This is a genomic window from Arthrobacter sp. YAF16 (genome assembly GCF_052113385.1).
GTDB lineage: Bacteria > Actinomycetota > Actinomycetes > Actinomycetales > Micrococcaceae > Arthrobacter.
This window is the reverse complement of record NZ_JBFRDC010000007.1, coordinates 1-18,242: the sequence shown is the minus strand read 5'-3', so window position 1 is coordinate 18,242 and position 18,242 is coordinate 1. Positions and strand designations below refer to the sequence as shown.

Annotated in this window: 16 protein-coding genes; 7 read left to right on the top strand and 9 right to left on the bottom strand. The window is 67.7% G+C overall.

The features are described 5' to 3' along the window. Positions 1 to 46: 46 nt before the first annotated feature. Both AB4Y91_RS13440 and AB4Y91_RS13435 read right to left on the bottom strand, forming a co-directional pair. Positions 47 to 1,795, bottom strand: coding sequence for a pyruvate dehydrogenase (locus AB4Y91_RS13440; RefSeq protein WP_441418950.1), 1,749 nt, complete (start codon positions 1,793 to 1,795; stop codon positions 47 to 49). 164 nt (positions 1,796 to 1,959) lie between these two features. Further along, a complete protein-coding gene (locus AB4Y91_RS13435) occupies positions 1,960 to 3,471 on the bottom strand; it encodes a helix-turn-helix domain-containing protein (protein WP_441418949.1) in 1,512 nt (503 codons plus the stop codon). Between the two features lie 141 nt (positions 3,472 to 3,612). Between AB4Y91_RS13435 and aceA the strand changes: the two genes are divergently transcribed. Further along, complete coding sequence (gene aceA, locus AB4Y91_RS13430; RefSeq protein ID WP_441418948.1) at positions 3,613 to 4,941, top strand: isocitrate lyase; 1,329 nt, start codon at positions 3,613 to 3,615, stop codon at positions 4,939 to 4,941. A gap of 204 nt (positions 4,942 to 5,145) precedes the next feature. Further along, positions 5,146 to 6,810, top strand: a complete 1,665-nt coding sequence (gene aceB / locus AB4Y91_RS13425) for a malate synthase A (RefSeq protein WP_441418947.1) — start codon at positions 5,146 to 5,148, stop codon at positions 6,808 to 6,810. A gap of 241 nt (positions 6,811 to 7,051) precedes the next feature. Here the strand turns inward: aceB and AB4Y91_RS13420 are convergent, their stop codons facing one another. Next, positions 7,052 to 8,200, bottom strand: coding sequence for an MFS transporter (locus tag AB4Y91_RS13420; protein ID WP_441419056.1), 1,149 nt, complete (start codon positions 8,198 to 8,200; stop codon positions 7,052 to 7,054). A gap of 194 nt (positions 8,201 to 8,394) precedes the next feature. On the opposite strand from AB4Y91_RS13420, the gene AB4Y91_RS13415 reads away from it, so the two are divergent. Together AB4Y91_RS13415 and AB4Y91_RS13410 are read left to right on the top strand one after the other, a co-directional pair. Further along, on the top strand, positions 8,395 to 8,931 hold the full coding sequence (locus AB4Y91_RS13415) for a GNAT family N-acetyltransferase (RefSeq protein WP_441418946.1): 537 nt from the start codon (positions 8,395 to 8,397) through the stop codon (positions 8,929 to 8,931). 104 nt (positions 8,932 to 9,035) lie between these two features. After that, on the top strand, positions 9,036 to 9,746 hold the full coding sequence (locus tag AB4Y91_RS13410; RefSeq protein WP_441418945.1) for a DsbA family oxidoreductase: 711 nt from the start codon (positions 9,036 to 9,038) through the stop codon (positions 9,744 to 9,746). Between the two features lie 15 nt (positions 9,747 to 9,761). Here the strand turns inward: AB4Y91_RS13410 and AB4Y91_RS13405 are convergent, their stop codons facing one another. Continuing rightward, positions 9,762 to 10,010 (bottom strand): hypothetical protein, encoded by a 249-nt coding sequence (locus AB4Y91_RS13405; RefSeq protein WP_441418944.1) that lies wholly within the window; start codon positions 10,008 to 10,010, stop codon positions 9,762 to 9,764. A 242-nt stretch (positions 10,011 to 10,252) separates the two neighbouring features. Between AB4Y91_RS13405 and AB4Y91_RS13400 the strand changes: the two genes are divergently transcribed. Further along, positions 10,253 to 10,891: a TetR/AcrR family transcriptional regulator gene (locus AB4Y91_RS13400; protein WP_441418943.1), complete on the top strand. Its 639-nt coding sequence runs from the start codon at positions 10,253 to 10,255 to the stop codon at positions 10,889 to 10,891. Positions 10,892 to 10,964: 73 nt separating this feature from the next. Here AB4Y91_RS13400 and AB4Y91_RS13395 read toward each other — a convergent pair whose 3' ends face one another. Together AB4Y91_RS13395 and AB4Y91_RS13390 are read right to left on the bottom strand one after the other, a co-directional pair. Next, a complete protein-coding gene (locus AB4Y91_RS13395) occupies positions 10,965 to 11,645 on the bottom strand; it encodes a LytR C-terminal domain-containing protein (RefSeq protein ID WP_441418942.1) in 681 nt (226 codons plus the stop codon). Next, on the bottom strand, positions 11,638 to 11,937 hold the full coding sequence (locus AB4Y91_RS13390) for a type II toxin-antitoxin system VapB family antitoxin (protein ID WP_175322235.1): 300 nt from the start codon (positions 11,935 to 11,937) through the stop codon (positions 11,638 to 11,640). The genes AB4Y91_RS13395 and AB4Y91_RS13390 overlap by 8 nt, the downstream gene beginning before the upstream one ends. 212 nt (positions 11,938 to 12,149) lie before the next feature. Here AB4Y91_RS13390 and AB4Y91_RS13385 point away from each other — a divergent pair, with 212 nt between their 5' ends. Next, complete coding sequence (locus AB4Y91_RS13385; protein ID WP_441418941.1) at positions 12,150 to 13,061, top strand: hypothetical protein; 912 nt, start codon at positions 12,150 to 12,152, stop codon at positions 13,059 to 13,061. A gap of 38 nt (positions 13,062 to 13,099) precedes the next feature. Further along, positions 13,100 to 14,740 (top strand): stealth family protein, encoded by a 1,641-nt coding sequence (locus tag AB4Y91_RS13380; protein ID WP_175322233.1) that lies wholly within the window; start codon positions 13,100 to 13,102, stop codon positions 14,738 to 14,740. 31 nt (positions 14,741 to 14,771) lie between these two features. Here the strand turns inward: AB4Y91_RS13380 and AB4Y91_RS13375 are convergent, their stop codons facing one another. From AB4Y91_RS13375 to AB4Y91_RS13365, 3 genes are all read right to left on the bottom strand, one after another. After that, positions 14,772 to 15,716, bottom strand: a complete 945-nt coding sequence (locus tag AB4Y91_RS13375) for a phosphodiesterase (protein ID WP_441418940.1) — start codon at positions 15,714 to 15,716, stop codon at positions 14,772 to 14,774. Positions 15,717 to 15,922: 206 nt separating this feature from the next. After that, on the bottom strand, positions 15,923 to 17,134 hold the full coding sequence (fdhA, locus tag AB4Y91_RS13370; RefSeq protein WP_441418939.1) for a formaldehyde dehydrogenase, glutathione-independent: 1,212 nt from the start codon (positions 17,132 to 17,134) through the stop codon (positions 15,923 to 15,925). A gap of 259 nt (positions 17,135 to 17,393) precedes the next feature. Further along, positions 17,394 to 17,879 carry a glutathione peroxidase gene (locus AB4Y91_RS13365; protein WP_441418938.1) on the bottom strand — a complete coding sequence of 162 codons (486 nt, stop codon included), beginning with the start codon at positions 17,877 to 17,879 and terminating at the stop codon, positions 17,394 to 17,396. Positions 17,880 to 18,242 lie beyond the last annotated feature (363 nt).

The following is an 18,242-nucleotide window of genomic DNA, read 5'->3' as shown; positions in this document are numbered from 1 at the left end:
ACGGAACCGTCGAAATGGAGGCGGGCCACGGGTGCGCGACGGCCCGTCAGCGCCGCGGGATGTTGCGCAGGTTGCTTCGGGCCATGCTCACGGCCTCGCCGGCTCCCCGGTTCAGCACCACCTTGGACATCGCCGTGGCGAAGCCCAGGATCTGTGCGCCCTTGATCTTCGGCGGGATCGAGAGTGCCTTGGGATCGGTGATCAGCTCCACGAGCGAGGGTCCGGGGTGCGCGAACGCCTCGCGGTAGGCGGCCTCGATCCGGGACGGATCCGTGACGCGGACGGCGTGGAACCCCAGGGCGCGGGCAACCTCCGCATAGTTGGCGTCCGGGACGTCGACGCCGAAATCGGGCAGCCCGTCCACCAGCATCTCCAGCTTGACCATGCCCAGGGTGGAGTTGTTGAAGACCACCATGTTGACCGGAAGCCGGTGCGCCGCGACGGTGATCAGCTCCCCCAGCAACATCGAGAGCCCGCCGTCGCCGGAGACCGAAACCACCTGGCGTCCGGGGTAGGCGAGCTGGGCCCCGATGGCGTGCGGCAGCGCGTTGGCCATGGAGCCGTGCAGGTACGAGCCGATCAGCCGCCGGGTGCCCAGCGGGTTGATATACCGCGCGGTCCAGACGTTGCACATGCCCGTGTCCGCCGTGAAGACCGCATCCTCCGCCGCCACCTGGTCCAGCAGCGAGGCCGCGTACTCCGGGTGGATCGGCTCGGTCTTCTCGACCCTGCGGGTGTACGCCCCGACGGCCTTGTTCATCAGCCGGTCGTGCTTCTTGAGCATCGCGTCAAGGAAGCGGCGGCTTTTCTTCGGCTTCAGCAACGGCATCAGCGCAGTCAGCGTCGGAAGCACGTCGCCGTGCACGGCGACGTCGACGTCGGTCCGCCGGCCCAGGTTCTGCGCGGCCCGGTCCACCTGCGCCGTCCGAGTCCCGGGCAGGAACTGGTCGTAGGGGAAGTCGGTGCCGAGCAGGATCAGCAGGTCCGCGTCCTCGATCCCCTCGGCCGCGGCGCCGTAGCCGAGCAGCCCGGTCATGCCGATGTCGTAGGGGTTGTCGTACTGCATGAAGTCCTTGCCGCGCAGCGAGTGACCGATCGGCGCGGCGAGGAGTTCGGCCAGCGCGATCACCTCGTCGTGCGCGCCGTCGACGCCGGCCCCGGCGAAGATGGCGACCTTACCGGCGTCGTTGATGGCGTCCGCCAGTTCCCGCACGCTGGCGGGGTCCGGCACCATGGCGGCCGGCCGGAAGGCTGCCGGCGCCGGGGTTTCGGCGGTCGCCTCCAGCCCGGCAATGTCGCCAGGCAGGGTCACGACGGCGACGCCGCGGAGCGCGACGGCGTGCTGGATGGCGCTGTGCATCACCCGCGGCGCCTGCTCGGCCGTGCTGACGAGCTCGGAGTACACCGAGCACTCGTTGAAGAGCCGGTCCGGGTGGGTTTCCTGGAAGAAGCTGCTGCCGATCTGTTTGCTCGGGATGTGCGAGGCGATGGCGAGCACCGGGGCGCCGGAGCGGTTGGCGTCGTACAGGCCGTTGATCAGGTGCAAGTTGCCCGGGCCGCAGGACCCCGCGCAGACCGCGAGCTTGCCGGTCAGCTGGGCTTCCGCCGCGGCGGCGAACGCCGCGGCCTCCTCGTGCCGGACGTGGATCCAGTCGATCCCGCCCTTCGCGGCCCCGCCGGTCTTCCGGACGGCGTCGACGATCGGATTGAGGCTGTCGCCAACAATCCCGTAAATCCGCTGCACGCCGGCAGCCTGGAGTTGTTCGACAAGCTGGGTGGCAAGTTCCTTGGCCATGGGTGCACGCTCCCGCGAGGTGGATCGATGAGCTGACACTGGCCAATATAGTCTGCGCGCCTGTCAGCCACGCCCAGAAAACGCTCCCACAGGTTCGGCAACCAAACCACCGAACGCTCCCCGAGCCCGACGGACCTGAGGGAGCGTGCCGGGTCCCGTCGAACTCAGTTCCCGGAGTGCGCCTGCAGGAAGGAGTAGACCTCGGTCTCGTCCACGCCCGGGAAGGCGCCGGGCGGCATCGCGGCAAGCAGGTGCGAGTGGGCGCGGGCCGAGGGCCAGGCGTTGCCGGCCCACTCGGAGGCGAGGGCGGCCGGCGGACGCTTGCAGCAGCTCTCGTCCGGGCAAGTCGACTTGGAGCGCTCCGTGGTGTCGCGGCCGCGGAACCACTTGACCTGCGCGTAGGGCACCCCCACCGAGAGCGAGAACTCCCCGTTGGCGGAACGCTCCGTCCGGGCCGTGCACCAGTAGGTCCCGGCCGGGGTGTCGGTGTACTGGTTGTAGGCGCTGAACTTGTCCGGCACGTCGAACACCACCCGGGAGGTCCAGTTCTTGCACGAGGGCTGGCCCTCGATGGCGCCGGTGTGGTCCTGCGGGAACGTCACGCCGTCGTTCTCGTATGCCTTGTAGATGATGCCGCTCTTGTGCGTCTTCTGGAAGTGCGTGCGCAGGTCCAGGTGCTGCGTGGCGAGGTTGGTGAAGCGGTGCGCCGCGGTCTCGTAGGACACGGCGAACGCGTCCCTAATGTCCTCCACCGCGATTTCCTTGGCCGCCTTGGCCTTCTGCAGGAACTCCACGGTGGCCTGCTCCGGCAGCAGCAGCGCGGCGGCGAAGTAGTTGGTGGCGACGCGCTGCATCAGGAAGTCGCCGTAGTTGGTGGGCGTCTGGTGGCCCAGCACGTAGTGGCCCAGGGCCTGCAGCAGCACCGAACGGGGGTCGTGGTCGCTCCGGGCGTTCTGCGTGAGGTAAATTCGGCGGTTCTTGAGGTCCGTCACCGAGCGGGTGGAATGCGGCAGGTCGCCCACATGGTGCAGGCTGAAGCCAAGGTGCCCGGCGATGTCGGCGATGACATGGTGGGACAGCGGGCCGGACGTGTGGCCCACCGACGCCAGCACCTTCTGCGCCTCCGCCTCGTATTCCGGGAAGTAATTGTTCCGCTCCCGCATCATGGCCCGCAGTTCACCGTTGGCGCGCCGGGCCTCTTCCGGCGTCGCGACCTGCTCGTTGAGGCGGCGTTCCAGCTCATGCTGCAGCCCCACCATGGACTCCAGCACGTCCATCGGCAGCCTTGAACTGATGCGGATCTTGGGCAGCTTCAGGGACTCGTAAATGGGGCTGCGCTGGTAACGCTCCAGCTCAATCTCCAGGGCCGCACGCCGGTTCGGCGGTTCCGCGCCGAGCAGCTCGTCGATGCTGACGCCAAGCGCAGCAGCAAGCTGCTGGAGCAGGCCGAGTTTGGGCTCACGCTTGCCGTTCTCGATCAGGCTCAGCTGGCTGGGGGCCGTTCCGACCGTGGCGCTGAGGTCATCGAGCGTGAGCCCGGCCGCCTTGCGCAGGTGCCGGACCCTTCGGCCCATGCTGATGACATCCACCTCTGGTTCGGCGGGGTGGGACGGCGGTACTGCCTGACGGTTCCAGCTGCTTGGATGCATTTCTTGAGAATACGGGAAGAAGTGCATTTCTTTCCATAGATTTCCCCTAGAAACCCCCTTGAAAGTAAAGAAAAGTAGATCTCACAGAAAGATTCACTACCTCGGAACAACCCGCCGGGACTTGCAGAGACGCAGACTGGCGGGCCGGGACCCCTCAAGGAGACAAAGATGACTGCAGCATTTGAGCCCACCCAGCAGCCGGCCGGCCAGGACACAACAGAGCAGGCCGCCGCCCTGGAGCTCGAGTGGGCTGCCAACCCGCGCTGGGAAGGTGTCACTCGGGATTACTCGGCGTCCGACGTCGTCCGCCTCCGCGGCCGCGTCTCCGAAGAACACACGCTGGCCCGCCGCGGCTCCGAGAAGCTGTGGAAGCAGCTCACGGAGGAGCACAAGGAGGGCAAGTACACCAACGCCCTCGGCGCCCTGACCGGCAACCAGGCCGTGCAGCAGGTCAAGGCCGGCCTCCGCGCCATCTACCTCTCCGGCTGGCAGGTTGCCGCCGACGCCAACAATTCCGGCCACACCTACCCGGACCAGTCCCTGTACCCGGCCAACTCCGTTCCCACGGTGGTCCGCCGCATCAACAACGCCCTGCTCCGCGCTGACCAGATCGAGTTCTCCGAAGGCATCCAGACCGTCGAGGACTGGATGGTGCCGATCGTGGCCGACGCCGAAGCCGGCTTCGGCGGACCGCTGAACGCGTACGAACTGATGAAGTCGATGATCCAGGCCGGCGCTTCGGGCGTGCACTGGGAAGACCAGCTCGCCTCGGAGAAGAAGTGCGGCCACCTTGGCGGCAAGGTCCTGATCCCCACCCAGCAGCACGTCCGGACGCTGAACGCCGCCCGTCTCGCGGCCGACGTCGCCGGCACACCGTCGGTCGTCATCGCCCGCACCGACGCCGAGGCAGCCACCCTGATCACCTCCGACGTCGACGAGCGCGACCAGGAATTCATCACGGGCGAACGGACCGCCGAGGGCTTCTACAAGGTCCGCAACGGTATCGAACCCTGCATCGCCCGGGCCAAGGCCTACGCCCCGTACTCCGACCTCATCTGGATGGAAACCGGCACCCCGGACCTGGAGCTGGCCCGCAAGTTCGCTGAATCGGTCAAGGCCGATTTCCCGGACCAGATGCTTTCGTACAACTGCTCGCCGTCGTTCAACTGGCGCAAGCACCTCGACGACGCCACGATTGCGAAGTTCCAGCGTGAACTCGGCGCCATGGGCTTCACCTTCCAGTTCATCACCCTGGCCGGCTTCCACGCCCTGAACTACTCGATGTTCGACCTCGCCCACGGTTACGCCCGGGAAGGCATGAGCGCCTACGTCGAGCTGCAGGAAAAGGAATTCGCCTCCGAAGCCCGCGGCTACACCGCCACGAAGCACCAGCGCGAAGTCGGCACCGGCTACTTCGACGACATCGCCACCGCGCTCAACCCGAACGCATCCACTTTGGCCCTCGTGGGATCCACAGAAGAAGGCCAGTTCCACTAACTCACGACGGCGGCCTTGCGTCCGGCCTTCGGTCCGGCATTGCTCTGCCTGCTATTCCCCGTGTCCGGGCCCGACCTCGCTGAGCGAGGACGGCCCGGACACAGGGCCCCTTTTACGCAGGCTGCCGCAATCCCGGCACCTTTGGCCTCGCGCTTGAATCACCATTCGCCGTCGACCTTGCTTCTTCTCTAAGGAGAGATTGAAATGAACAGCTTCACTGACAACTTCACTATCAACGGGGTTACGTTGACCGCACAGCCGATTTGCCGGCAGGGCGAGGTTCTGACTCCGGACGCGCTGGCTTTTGTTGCCAAGCTGCACCGGGCGACGGCGGAGCGCCGGCAGGAGCTGTTGCGGACGCGGCAGGAACGCCGCCAGCAGATCAGCAAGGGCCAGGACCCGCGTTTCCTCCCCGAGACCGAGTCCATCCGCAACGACCCGGAATGGCGCGTCGCTCCCCCGGCACCGGGACTGACCGACCGCCGGGTCGAGATCACCGGCCCGGTGGACAAGAAGATGACCATCAACGCGCTGAACTCCGGCGCCAAGGTGTGGCTCGCTGACATGGAGGACTCCTCCACCCCGACGTGGCGCAACGTCATCCAGGGCCAGCTGAACCTCACCGACGCCCTGGAGCACCGGATCGACTTCACCTCCCCGGAAGGCAAGGAGTACAAGCTCCGCGCTGCCGAGGAACTGCCCACGATCGTGGTCCGTCCCCGCGGCTGGCACCTGCCGGAGAAGCACATGCTCATCGACGGCGCCCCGGTGGCCGGCGGCATTGTGGACTTCGGCCTGTACTTCTTCCACAACGCCCGCCGCCTGATCGCCCAGGGCAAGGGGCCGTACTTCTACCTGCCGAAGATCGAGAACCACCTCGAGGCGCGGCTGTGGAACGACATCTTCGTCCTGGCCCAGGACCTGCTGGGGATCCCGCAGGGCACCATCCGCGCCACGGTGCTGATCGAGACCATCACGGCCGCGTTCGAGATGGAGGAGATCCTCTACGAACTGCGCGAGCACGCCGCGGGCCTGAACGCCGGCCGCTGGGACTACATCTTCTCGCTGATCAAGAACTTCCGCACCCGCGGACCGCGCTTTGTCCTGCCGGACCGCGGCCAGGTCACCATGACGCAGCCGTTCATGCGGGCCTACACCGAACAACTGGTGCGGGCCTGCCACAAGCGCGGCGCCATGGCGATTGGCGGCATGGCCGCGGCCGTCCCCAACCGCAAGGACGAGGAAGCCAACGCCATCGCGTTCGAGAAGGTGCGCGCCGACAAGACCCGCGAGGCGGCCGACGGCTTCGACGGCTCCTGGGTGGCGCACCCGGACCTGGTGCCGGTGTGCCGCGAGGTGTTCGACGGCGTCCTCGGCGACCGTCCGAACCAGCTGGACCGCCTCCGCGAGGATGTCACGCCGGATGACCGCGCACTGATCGACATCTCCTCCACCACGGGCACGATCACCGAGCAGGGCGTGCGGAACAACATCGAGGTGGGCATCCGCTACATCGAGTCCTGGCTGCGCGGCAACGGCGCTGTGGCTATCCACAACCTGATGGAGGACGCCGCCACCGCGGAAATCTCCCGCTCGCAGCTGTGGCAGTGGATCTTCTCCCGGGCCATCACGGACGCGGGCGACGTTATCACCCGCGAGTGGGTGGAGGACATGCTGGATGAGGAGTTCGCCAAGCTGGAACGCTTCGAGGGCGACCGCTTCGCCGATGCCAGGGACATCTTCGAGGAGGTCACGCTCGGCAACGAGTTCCCCGCCTTCCTGACGTTGCCGGCCTACGACCGCTTCCTGCACGAAGCCCGCGACGGCGCCGACACCGCAGCCAACTGCGAGGACCTCGTGGCCGTCTAGCCGCCCGGCCCGGTGCGGGCGCCGCCTACGGCGTCCGCACCCGGGCCCCGCAAGAATTCCGTCCGCCGGGCTGCCACGCCCTTCGCAACAGGCACCCCGAAATCCGGGGCGGCAGCCCGGCAACGGAAGACCCTCCCCGTCCCCGACAACGGCGTCGAGCGGACACTTGAGGCCCATGTTTTCCACAAAACATGGGCCTCAAGTGTCCGTTCACGAGGGGGGCCCGCCGGGCTCAGTGAGGTCAGTGCGCCTTCGGGATGTGGCGCAGGGACAGCGCGCAGCCCAGGATGAACAGGGCCACCGAGCCCAGGATCATCAGCAGGGGCCCGGTCCACGAGCCCGAGATGCCGTGCACGAAGCCCAGCAGGGTGGGAGCCGCGGCGCCGAAACAGTAGCCGGAGCCCTGGACGACGGCGGACATCCGGCCCGCCGAGGCCTGGTCGCGGGCCAGCCGGATGATGGCGATGAAGATCAGGGTGATGCCGCCGCCCTGGGCCACGCCGCCGAAGGAGGACCAGAGCCACCACAGCTCGGGCGCCAGCAGGAGCCCCAGCGGCACCGTCAGCCACAGCGCCCCCAGGGTAAGTCCGACCGTCGTCGTGCTGGCAAAACGCGCCACGAACGGGACGCCTAGGCCGCCCGCGATCGCCAGGATCTGGAAGAGCGAGGATCCGGCGCCGGCCGCCGACGGCGCCAGCCCCAGTTCGTCGGCAAGGAGGCTGGGCAGCCAGGCGGTGACCCCATAGTAGGAAAACGCCTGGCCGGCGAATCCCGCGGTCAGCGCCACGGTGATCCAGCGCGACGCGGGCCGCCCCGCCGTTCGGGTCGGATCCGCCCCCGGGATCGCTTCGGGCCGGAGCGAACTGCTGCCGGCGGCCAGCACCCACACCGCGCCGGCCGCAACCGCGAAGACGGCGCACGCCGCGATGGCCGGACGCCAGCCGAGCAGTTCCGCCAACGGCGCCGTAATCATGGACGTGACGAAGGAGCCGATATTCAGCGCGGCGGTGTAGGTGCCCATGGCCGCTGCCTGCTTGGCCGGGCTGAAGTCGCGCCGGATGATCAGCGGGACCACAATGTTGCCGATCGTGATGGCGATGCCAAGAATCACGGTCCCCAGCATCACGAGGGCACCCCCGCCCGCGGAGCGGACCACGACGCCGAGCAGTACGCCCAGCAGGGTCAGCGTGATTGCGAACTCCGGACCCAGCTTCCGGCCCGTCAGCGATGCCAGCGGCGCGGCCAGCGCGAAGCAGAGCACCGGGATGCCCGTCAGGAAGCCGATTTCGACCGGCGAAAAGCCCAGGTCGCGCTGCATGTTCCCCACCACCGGCGCGACCGCCACGAACGGCCCGCGCATGTTGAGGGCGATGAGTCCGATCGCAATCATCAGGAGCCCGCCGCGCGGGATCTTCGCCAGGGCACTCACCCGGCGGTCCGCGGACTGGCATCCGGGCAGAAATATGTTTTCATCAGTCCCATTGCTATCACGCGCGGCTGCGGCCCGCCCGGCACCCGCCGGAACATGACGGAGCCAGCTTCACGAAGGTCAAGCAGCGCGGTCCGCGGACTAGGGTTTTTCGCATGACGCACCTCATCCGGAAGGCAACGGCCGACGACGCCGGCCCGCTGGCCGAACTCGCCGCCATCACCTTTCCGCTCGCCTGCCCGCCGGAATCCCGGCCCGAGGACATCGCCGCGCACCTGGCCAACACACTCAGCGAAGCCAATTTCCGCGACTACCTGGCCGATCCGGACGTCACCGTGCTCGTGCTCGACGCGGGCGGGGCGCTCCGCGGCTACAGCCTGCTCCTGGACCGCGCCACGCAGGATCCGGACGTGGCTGCCGTCCTCGGGGCCGGGCCGAGCACGGAGCTAAGCAAGTGCTACGTCCACCCGGAGCACCACGGCCTCGGCGCGGCGGCCGAACTGATGCAGGCCAGCATCGTCGCGGCGTCGGSCGCGGGCGCCCGCGGCCTCTGGCTCGGCGTGAACAGCCAGAACGCCCGTGCCATCAGGTTCTACGAGAAGTCCGGCTTCCGGAAGGTCGGCACGAAGTCGTTCAGGCTGGGGAGCACGGTGGAGCACGACTTCGTCATGGAACGCCCGCTCGCGCCCTGACCACGCCCCTCCGCGTCCCTCCGCGTCCCCTGACCGCGGGAACGGACTTTGGAAGCTGGCGGGCCGACGGGAATGAGCGCGGGCCCGGCGGGGTTGTCGCCAGCATGAAGATTGAGATCTGGTCCGACGTGGCCTGCCCCTGGTGCTATATCGGCAAGCGCCGTTTTGAGACCGCGCTCGCGGCGTTCCCGCACCGCGATGGCGTGGAGGTGCAGTGGCGCAGCTTCCAGCTGGACCCGTCCCTGCCGGAGCACTACGACGGCACCGAACTGGACTACCTGAGCACCCGCAAAGGCATGGCCCCGGACCAGGTCGCCGGCATGTTCGAGCACGTGGCATCCCTGGCCAGCGCCGAGGGACTCGACTACCGCTTTGACGCCGTCGTGGTGGCCAACAGCTTCACGGCCCACCGGCTGATCCACCTCGCCGCCGCGCACGGTCAGCAGGATGCCGCCAAGGAACGGCTGCTCAGCGACCACTTCGAGCACGGCCGCGACATCGGCAGCCGTGAATACCTCACCTCCTTGGGCCTCGACCTCGGGATCGACGCCGGCGAACTGGACGAGCTGTTCAGTTCGGACAAGTACGCCGACGACGTCCGGCAGGACTTCGCCGAGGCCCGGGCCCTGGGCATCAGCGGTGTGCCGTTCTTCGTCATCGACCGCAAATACGGCATCTCCGGGGCCCAGCCCGCGGAAACCTTCACCGCAGCCCTGGAGCAGGCGTGGCAGGAAAGCCACCCGCTCGTTATGGTCGACGCCGGCACGTCCGGTTCGGACGGCGTCGCATGCGGCCCGGACGGGTGCCCTGTCTGAGTCCCCGTCCGAGGCCTAGGCGGGCTGAGCCAGGCCTGCGGTGACCCCGAGCCGCGAGGCCGGGGCACAGCGGACGATCTCCAGCGCCTCGACGTCGAGCAGTTTCCGGGCGCCGGTCCGGGCGTCCAGGATCCAGAACAGCTCCATCGGCGGGATGGTCTGGGTGACCCGCCCCCGGTGGAACAACTTGCCGTTGTGCCATGCCTCGATCTCGTCCCCGGCGGCCAGTTCCCCGCACGTCCGGATCGCACCTTCCCCACCCATAGCCAACTCCTCCCCATCGGAGCCCCTCCGTCGGGGCTCCATTGGCACCAGCATGCACGGATGAGGTTTCGGCGGCGTTTCCGGTGCATGTTTTTCTCGCGTCACGGACCGGTTTGGCTCCGGCTGCCGCCGAACGCCGCCGACGGGTGCGGGGCAGCTTCGGGGGCGGCTTCGGTGGCCCCGAGCGCACGCACGCCGAAGCTTCGCCTCTTTTTACTGACAGATCGCGCTAAAGTGTCCATATGCCCAGGATTTCGGCCGCGAGCAACGCCGCCCAACGAGCCGAGACCCAGCGCCGGATCCTGACCGCGTTCGGCGAACTGCTGTTCACGCACGGGCTGCCCGGCCTGACCATGACCGACGTCGCCCGGCACGCCCGGATCGGCCGTACCGCCGTCTACAACTACTACGCGGACATCGAAGAGCTGCTCATTGCCTACGCACTGGACGAGACGGAACGGTTCCTCGTCGAGCTGCGTGATTCCCTGGCCTCGCTGGAGAACCCCGTGGAGCGGCTGGCGCTCTACGTGCGGGCCCAGGTGGCGGACCTGAGCCGCCGCCACCTGCCGCCGGGCCCCGCCATGGGGGCTGTCCTGTCCCCTGCCTCCTTCGCCAAGCTGGCGGACCACGTAGGCGAACTCAGCCTCCTGCTGCAGGACATCCTGCGCGACGGCATGGCCCAGGGCTATCTCCCCGAAGCGGACATCACCCAGCTTGCCCAGCTCATCCACGGCACGCTCTCCTCCAGTGCGGCCCGCGGGGACGGGGCCGGCGCGGACCCGGAAGCGGAGGCGCGGATCGCCCGGACGGTACGCTTCATCCAGCTGGGTGCCGGGGCCAGGTTCGACGACGCCGGCCGCCCCCTGCGCGTGAGCGCATAGCCGAGCCCGCCCGCTTCCTCCTGGAAGCCTTCCTCCCGGAAGCCTTCCTCCTGGACGCCTTCCTCCCGGAGACTCAGGGCTTGGGGCTGGCCGGGACGATGGTCGGCACCACGGGCAGGCTGGGATCTTCGACTACCCGGCGGGTCTCCCGGGGGCAGCTGAGCTTGCCCGGCGTCTGGTCCACGAGCCCCGGCTTGGCCAGTTGTTTGAAGTCCCCGGTCAGGATGACGTCCACGCTGGCGTCGCTGCGGCCGTCCTGGACGTAGTCCGAGCCGGGCAGGTTGCGCTGGACGCTGAACGCCGCGGACTGGCCGGCAGCCCCGGACACCACCAGTGCCACACCGCGGTAGCCGGACTCGGTGTTGCCGACCGCCCCCACCACGAACTTGCGCGCCGCAAACTCGTTGGCCACCGTCCGGGCCAAACCCGGGCGGCTTGTGGAGTTGTAGACGTTCAGTTTGATCTTCCCGGGCGGCGTGTAGTCGTACGTCGCGTCCGGGCACAGCGGCGCAGCAGCCTGGCTGCGCTCCGCCGTCGGGAGCTTGATCTGGCCGTTCATGATGGCCAAGGCCACCACAATGGCTGCGGCAAGCAGCCCGAGAAGGATCAACAGGACCGCGCCGTGCAGGATGCGCCGCCGCTTCCGGACCCGGTTGTACAGCTCGTCTTGCTCCGCGAACGTGGCCCGCAGATCGGCGCCGGTGATGACGTGGTGCCCGTGCAGGACCGAGAGATCCTTCGGCTTCCTAGCCATTTATCACCAGCACGCGGGCGTGGATCGCGGTGCGCTGGTGCAGGGCGGTGCGGACGGCCCGGTGCAGGCCGTCCTCGAGATAGAGCACGCCGCGGAATTCCACCACATGCGGGAAGAGGTCCCCGAAGAAGGTTGAGTCCTCGGCCAGCAGCGCTTCCAGGTCCAGGGTGCGCTTGGTGGTCACGAGCTCGTCCAGGCGGACCGGGCGCGGCGGCAACGCCGCCCAGTCCTTGGGCGTATTGAAACCATGGTCAGGGTACGGGCGTCCCTCGCCCACAGCTTTGAAGATCACCATGCAAGCCTAAGGAAGATCACCGGTCAGGGGAATCAAAGTCGCCACGGCGCCGGAGGTTGTGGCCAAACAGTGACCATTTGTCATCGATACGTCCGGTGCTGTCACTGCCGGGCACAGAAAGGTCATTCCGGTTTTGGCCCGTCCGGAGCCCCGGCGTCACGAGTCCGCCGGCGGAGGCGAAGTTCCGGCCCGGCTGAGAGAATGGAGGCATGACTGCAACCGAGACCTCCGCCCTGGTGCCTTCGGCCCCGCCGCTGGCCCTGCTGCTCGACGTCGACGGTCCCGTGGCCAGTCCGCTCACCCGCACCGTCCAGCCGGGAATCATCGCGGACCTGCTGGCCCTCGCGGCCGCCGGGATTCCGGTCATTTTCAACACCGGCCGTTCGGATGCCTTCATCCGTGAGCAGGTTATGGGGCCGATGATCGCTGCCGGAATGCCGGAGGGGCTCACCATCCACGCCATTTGCGAGAAGGGCGCCGTCTGGTTCAGCTACACCGCCGCCGGGGCCGGCGCCGTGCACGTGGACCGGGAACTCGCCATCCCGCAGGCGTTCGGGGACGATGTGCGGCGGCTTGTCGCGGAGGATTACTCCGCCCACATGTTCTACGACGAAACCAAACGGGCCATGGTCTCCGTGGAACAGCACGTCGCCGTCGCCAACTCCGACTACCGCGAGGAACAGGCGCTGTTCGACGCCGACGCCATGGCCCTGATGGGCCGCCACGGCCTGGGGGTGGTGCGGCTGGACCACCACGCCCCGAACAGCGATGACCAGATCGACTACCGGGTCGACCCCACCATCATCTCCACCGACATCGAATCCGTCCGGCTGGGCAAGGACCTCGGCGCCAGCCGGGCTGTGGAGCTGCTGGCCGCCCAGGGCATCACCCCGCAGGCCTGGCGGACGGTGGGCGACTCGCGCACCGACTACGCCATGGCCGACTGGCTGCACCACAACGACCACCCGGTGAAGCACGTGGACGTCCGTCCCGCCGACGGCGTGCCGGTCAAGCCGTACGGAATCCTGACCGCGGCCGACTTGGGGCTCGGCGACGAGGTCATCCACGACGACGCCGGCGCGGCCTTCCTGCGTCACTGGCGCGCCGCCCTGGCCGGCTGAGCGCCCCGCACCGGGCCGTTTTTGCGCCCCGGGTTATTATGCAAGTAGAGATCCACGCACCTTCAACCACTCGGAGAATCGACATTACAGACGCATTGATCCAGGACGAGATTTACTACGGCAGCCAGGCGAGCGAAGACAACCACGCCCACGCGGAGATCACCTCGCCGGCCGCCGTCGCCAGACTCCGGACGCGCTCCGACGTGGTGCGCCGGCACGGCAGGTATGCGCTGATCAATGAAAACCGCACGCCGTACCAGGCCATGGTGGAAGACCTGCTGTTCGTGCGCTCCGTGCTTGCCGGGGCAAAGCTGGACTACCTGCTGGTCCGCGGCAACAACGACCGCCCCGTGATCGCCGTGGACTGGAAGAACCGTCGGGAACTCCGCGCCGCCCTCGTGGAGGCCTGCCGGGACGAACCGTTCTACTCGATGACCGTGGACGCCAAGAAGAAGTCCTCCGTGCTGGTGGCCGACGGTGAGCTTGCACTCAACCGCCAGGCCCGGATCTTCCGGCTGTACCGGCCCCGGGTGGAACCGGACGGCGGCCTCGAGTTCGGCGCCTCGGCCGGCGTCCAGCTGGAGCTCTGGAGCTTTGAGGGCGACCAGCTGATCCTGCCGATCGAAAACTCACTGACCCGGCGGACCCTGCTGGCCCAGGACGCCGTCCGCGGCACCGTCGAACGCTACGGCCACACCTGGCCCACCATCGAGAACATGTTCGCCGACCACGCCAGCGACATCAGCTTCGACGTCGATCTGGTGTTCTCCTGGGTGGACGGCAGCTCGCCCGAGTACATCGCCGCGCGCCGGGCGAGGATGGCCGGCGTCGTTGTGGGCGAGGGAGACGACCACGAGGCCCGCTTCCGCCAGATCAATGAGCTGAAGTATGCCCTGCGCTCGGTCTACATGTTCGCGCCGTGGATCCGGCGGATCTTCATCGCGACGGACTCCCCCGCCCCGGAGTGGCTCGCGGACCACCCGAGCGTGACGATCGTCCGCAGCGAGGAGTTCTTCGCCGACCCCTCCGTGCTGCCGACGCACAACTCGCAGGCGGTCGAGAGCCAGCTCCACCACATCGAGGGCCTCTCCGAGCACTTCCTGTATTCCAATGACGACATGTTCTTCGGCCGGGCAGTGCGGCCGGACATGTTCTTCACCCCGGGCGGGATCACCAAGTTCATTGAGGCGGAGACGCGGATCGGGCTGGGCGACAACGACGCCGAGCGCAGCGGTTTCGAGAACGCGGCGCGGGTGAACCGCAAGCTGCTCTGGGACCGGTTCGGGCGGATCACCACCCGCCACCTGGAACACACCGCCGCGCCGCTCCGGCGCAGCGTCGTGGCGCAGATGGAACAGGAGTTCCCGGCCGAATTCGCGAAGACGGCGGCCAGCCGGTTCCGGGCCGCGGACAACATCTCCGTGACGAATTCGTTCTACCACTACTACGCGCTGCTGACCGGCCGGGCCGTGACCCAGACTGCGGCCAAGGTGCGGTACGTGGACACGACGGCCCGCGCCGGCCTGAACTACCTGCCGAAGCTGCTCTCGAAGCGCAACATGGATTTCTTCTGCCTCAACGACGGAAGTTTCCCGGAGGTGGCTGCCGAGGAGCGCGCCGAACTGGTGACGGACTTCCTGGAGAAGTACTTCCCGATCAAGGCGCCCTGGGAGAAGTAAAAACGGGAACTAGCCGCGGGGAAGCTGCCGGCTAGTTCCGGGTGGTGATCCGGCGGTGGCCCGGGGTTTGTGCCGGATCCTCAAGCCTGGCCTGGCGCGGAATCCGGATCCCCGCGGCGGCAATGCGCCGCTGGGCCTCTTCGGCCGTGACGAATTCGCCCACCGCAGGCATCGTGTCGCCCACTTGCACCACCGAATGCACGATCGTGTGCTCGTAGACGTGGACCAGGTTGAACGACTGCCCGCTATCCCGGCCCCGGCTTCCGCCCACCGGGACGTTCAGGTCCTGGGTGTAACAGGTGGCGGACGCGACCGAGACGGGGATGCCGGCAAACGTGGCGGTCGTTGAATAGTGCAGGTGGCCGCCCAGGATGGTTCGCACGTCGGAGTTCCGCAGCACCCCGGCAAGCGCTGCCTGGCCGCGCAGTTCAACCAGTACGGCAAGATCCAGCACGGAGGGCACCGGCGGGTGGTGCAGGGCCAGGATGGTGCCGTCGGGTGCCGGGGTGGCGAGCTCGGCGGCGAGCCACTCCAGCTGCGCAGCGCTCAGTTCGCCGTGGTGGAACCCGGGGACGGAGGTGTCCAGCGTGATGACCCGGAGGCCGTTGATGAAGTAGCTGTGGTCCACAGGTGCGTCGTCGGCCGGCTGGTCCAGCAGCCTGGTCCGGAAGTTGGTCCGGTCGTCGTGATTGCCCATCGCCCAGATGACTTTTGCGCCCATGGCGCGGCAGGCAGGTTCCACGATGCCGCGCAGCTTGGAGTAGGCCTCCGCCTCGCCGCGGTCGGCCAGATCGCCGGTGAAGATCACGGCTTCGGGGCGCGCGCCGGAGGCACGGACTTGCTCGAAGAGTTGTCTGAGCCGGGAATCTGCGTCCACCGCGCCGTGCAGGGGATCCGTACCGCCCAGCAAATGCGGATCGCTCAGGTGGAGTAGGAAATGACGTGGCCGGGGGTGCTCGGCCTCGATGAGCTCCATTGCAACCTTCCTGGTTGGGTGGCGGCAGATGCCTCCAGCGTCCCTCTCAGTTAGATCTATCCAACCAGACATTCGGCCGGCAATGTGCAAACTCCAGTAGGCATGTTTGAAAAAGGGTGTAAATCGAGTATTCCGGCGGACACATACCTGCTTACGTATATGCAGGCTGTGTCCGCCGGAAAGTGGATTACTCGGTTGCTTCGCGGCTAGCTCAGGTAGCCGTTCGGGTTGAGTACGTACTTTGTGGCGGCACCGGCGTCGAACTCGGCGTAGCCCTTCGGTGCGTCCTCGAGCGAAATCGCCTTGGCGTTGACGTTCTTCGCGATGTGGACCTTGTCGTGCAGGATCGCCATCATGAGCCCGCGGTTGTACTTCATCACGGGGCACTGCCCGGTGGTGAAGCTCAGCGACTTGGCCCAGCCGGTGCCCAGGCTCAGGGAAAGGGCCCCCTTCTTGGCTGCCTCGTCAATGCCGCCCGGATCCCCCGTGACGTAGAGTCCGGGGATGCCGAGGGCTCCGCCGGCCGCCGTGAGTTCCATCAGCGAATTGAGCACCGTCGCCGGGGCCTCCTTGGCGTCGTGGCCGTGCCCCTTGGCTTCGAAGCCGACGGCGTCGACGCCGCAGTCGACCTCAGGGACTCCCAGGATCTGCTCGATCTGTTCGGCAGGTCCGCCTTGGGACAGGTCGACGGTCTCACAGCCGAAGCTGCGCGCCTGCTTGAGCCGGTCCTCGTTCATGTCACCGACAATCACGACGGCGGCGCCGAGCAGCTGCGCGCTGGTGGCCGCCGCGAGGCCCACGGGTCCGGCCCCGGCGATGTAGACGGTGGAGCCCACACCAACGCCGGCAGTGACGGCGCCGTGGAAGCCGGTCGGGAAGATGTCCGAGAGCATGGTCAGGTCCATGATCTTCTCCAGCGCCTGGTCCCGGTCGGGGAACTTCAGCAGGTTCCAGTCCGCATACGGGACCAGTACGTAGTTGGCCTGGCCGCCGACCCAGCCGCCCATGTCCACGTATCCGTACGCGGCGCCCGGACGGGCGGGGTTGACGTTCAGGCAGATGCCGGTCTTGCGCTCCTTGCAGTTCCGGCAGCGGCCACAGGCGATGTTGAAGGGGACGGAACAGATGTCCCCCACCTTGATGAACTCGACGTCAGGGCCGACTTCCACGACTTCGCCAGTGATTTCGTGGCCCAGCACCAGGTCTGCCGGGGCGGTGGTGCGCCCGCGGACCATGTGCTGGTCCGAGCCGCAGATGTTCGTGGCAACGGTTTTAAGGATTACGCCATGGCGCACCGGGCGGCCCACGTTGGCGGGGTTGACCCCCGGGCCGTCCTTGAGTTCGAAGGTGGGGTAGTCAATGTCGATAAGTTCGACTTTTCCTGGCCCTTTGTAGGCAACGGCTTTGTTTCCTGTCATCACTTTCCTCCTGGTTTCACGGACCCCAATGTTGAGTGCCCAGTTGTGACTCACGAAGCGTTCTGATGCGCCCTCCACGGGGCTACGTCGGCTGCACGGCCGACGGGCAGAGGTGTCTGCGCCGCAGGTATGCCCGGAATGTCGGAGGGTTTCGCCAGTCTAGGCCTGAAGCATGCTGAGGGATAGGGCCCCTTGTGCCCTTGCATTCCCCCGCCGCCCAAAGCTGGCTGGCAGGGACCAGCGGTGGTCCGACGGCGGCTCAGCCGAGCGCCTGCCGCACTGCCTCGATGACCTCGGCTGAGTCGGGCTCCACGGTGGGCGCAAAGCGGGCCACGATCTCGCCGTCGCGATTCACCAGGAACTTCTCGAAGTTCCACTTCACCAGGCCCGGCAGCAGGCCGTTCTTGAACTTGGTCAGCTGCGCATAGAGCGGATGCTGGTTCTTGCCGCGGACGTTGGCCTTGGCGGTCAGCGGGAACGTCACACCGAAATTGCGTTCGCAGAACTCGGCGATTTCCGCGTCGGCGCCCGGCTCCTGCCCGGCGAACTGGTTGCACGGGACGCCGAGGACGCTGAAGCCCTCTTCGCGGAACTTGTTGTGGAGCGCCTCCAAGCCTGCGTACTGGGGGGTGAAACCACACTGGGATGCCACGTTCACCACCAGCACCACCTGGCCGCGGAACCGGCCAAAGTCCGTTTCGGTGCCGTCGTTGAGGGTCAGCGGGATGGAGTGCAGGGATGTCATGGCTTGGTTTCCTCGCGGGCTTGGGGGCAGGAACAGTTCACGACGGTAATTCGCTGCCACGGCGCGTGGGTATGGGTACGGGCCGCGCCGGACTGCCGTGGCTACGGAGTCGGGGAGATCGCGGTTTCCAGGGCGCCCGTCGGCTCGGTGGAGACGGTCTCCGCTGGGACCGCCGGAGCGGTGGGGGCCGGAGCGGGCGGGGTCGGGTCCGACGCCGGATCAGTCACCGCGGGTGTGGGGGTGGGGGCCGGGGGCTCGGCCGGTGCCGGCGCGGTCGTCGGCGGAGCGGTCGGCACCGGCGTCGGCGTGGTCGTCGCCGGAGCGGTCGGCGTCGGCGTGGTCGTCGCCGGAGCGGGCGGCGCC

What these genes read in the sequence shown, in the direction of transcription:
- AB4Y91_RS13440 (WP_441418950.1), bottom strand. Translation starts at nt 1,795, where the DNA reads ATGGCCAAGGAACTTGCCACCCAGCTTGTCGAACAACTCCAGGCTGCC.
- AB4Y91_RS13435 (WP_441418949.1), bottom strand. Translation starts at nt 3,471, where the DNA reads ATGCACTTCTTCCCGTATTCTCAAGAAATGCATCCAAGCAGCTGGAAC.
- aceA (WP_441418948.1), top strand. Translation starts at nt 3,613, where the DNA reads ATGACTGCAGCATTTGAGCCCACCCAGCAGCCGGCCGGCCAGGACACA.
- aceB (WP_441418947.1), top strand. Translation starts at nt 5,146, where the DNA reads ATGAACAGCTTCACTGACAACTTCACTATCAACGGGGTTACGTTGACC.
- AB4Y91_RS13420 (WP_441419056.1), bottom strand. Translation starts at nt 8,200, where the DNA reads ATGATTGCGATCGGACTCATCGCCCTCAACATGCGCGGGCCGTTCGTG.
- AB4Y91_RS13410 (WP_441418945.1), top strand. Translation starts at nt 9,036, where the DNA reads ATGAAGATTGAGATCTGGTCCGACGTGGCCTGCCCCTGGTGCTATATC.
- AB4Y91_RS13405 (WP_441418944.1), bottom strand. Translation starts at nt 10,010, where the DNA reads ATGGGTGGGGAAGGTGCGATCCGGACGTGCGGGGAACTGGCCGCCGGG.
- AB4Y91_RS13400 (WP_441418943.1), top strand. Translation starts at nt 10,253, where the DNA reads ATGCCCAGGATTTCGGCCGCGAGCAACGCCGCCCAACGAGCCGAGACC.
- AB4Y91_RS13395 (WP_441418942.1), bottom strand. Translation starts at nt 11,645, where the DNA reads ATGGCTAGGAAGCCGAAGGATCTCTCGGTCCTGCACGGGCACCACGTC.
- AB4Y91_RS13385 (WP_441418941.1), top strand. Translation starts at nt 12,150, where the DNA reads ATGACTGCAACCGAGACCTCCGCCCTGGTGCCTTCGGCCCCGCCGCTG.
- AB4Y91_RS13380 (WP_175322233.1), top strand. Translation starts at nt 13,100, where the DNA reads ATGCAAGTAGAGATCCACGCACCTTCAACCACTCGGAGAATCGACATT.
- AB4Y91_RS13375 (WP_441418940.1), bottom strand. Translation starts at nt 15,716, where the DNA reads ATGGAGCTCATCGAGGCCGAGCACCCCCGGCCACGTCATTTCCTACTC.
- fdhA (WP_441418939.1), bottom strand. Translation starts at nt 17,134, where the DNA reads ATGACAGGAAACAAAGCCGTTGCCTACAAAGGGCCAGGAAAAGTCGAA.
- AB4Y91_RS13365 (WP_441418938.1), bottom strand. Translation starts at nt 17,879, where the DNA reads ATGACATCCCTGCACTCCATCCCGCTGACCCTCAACGACGGCACCGAA.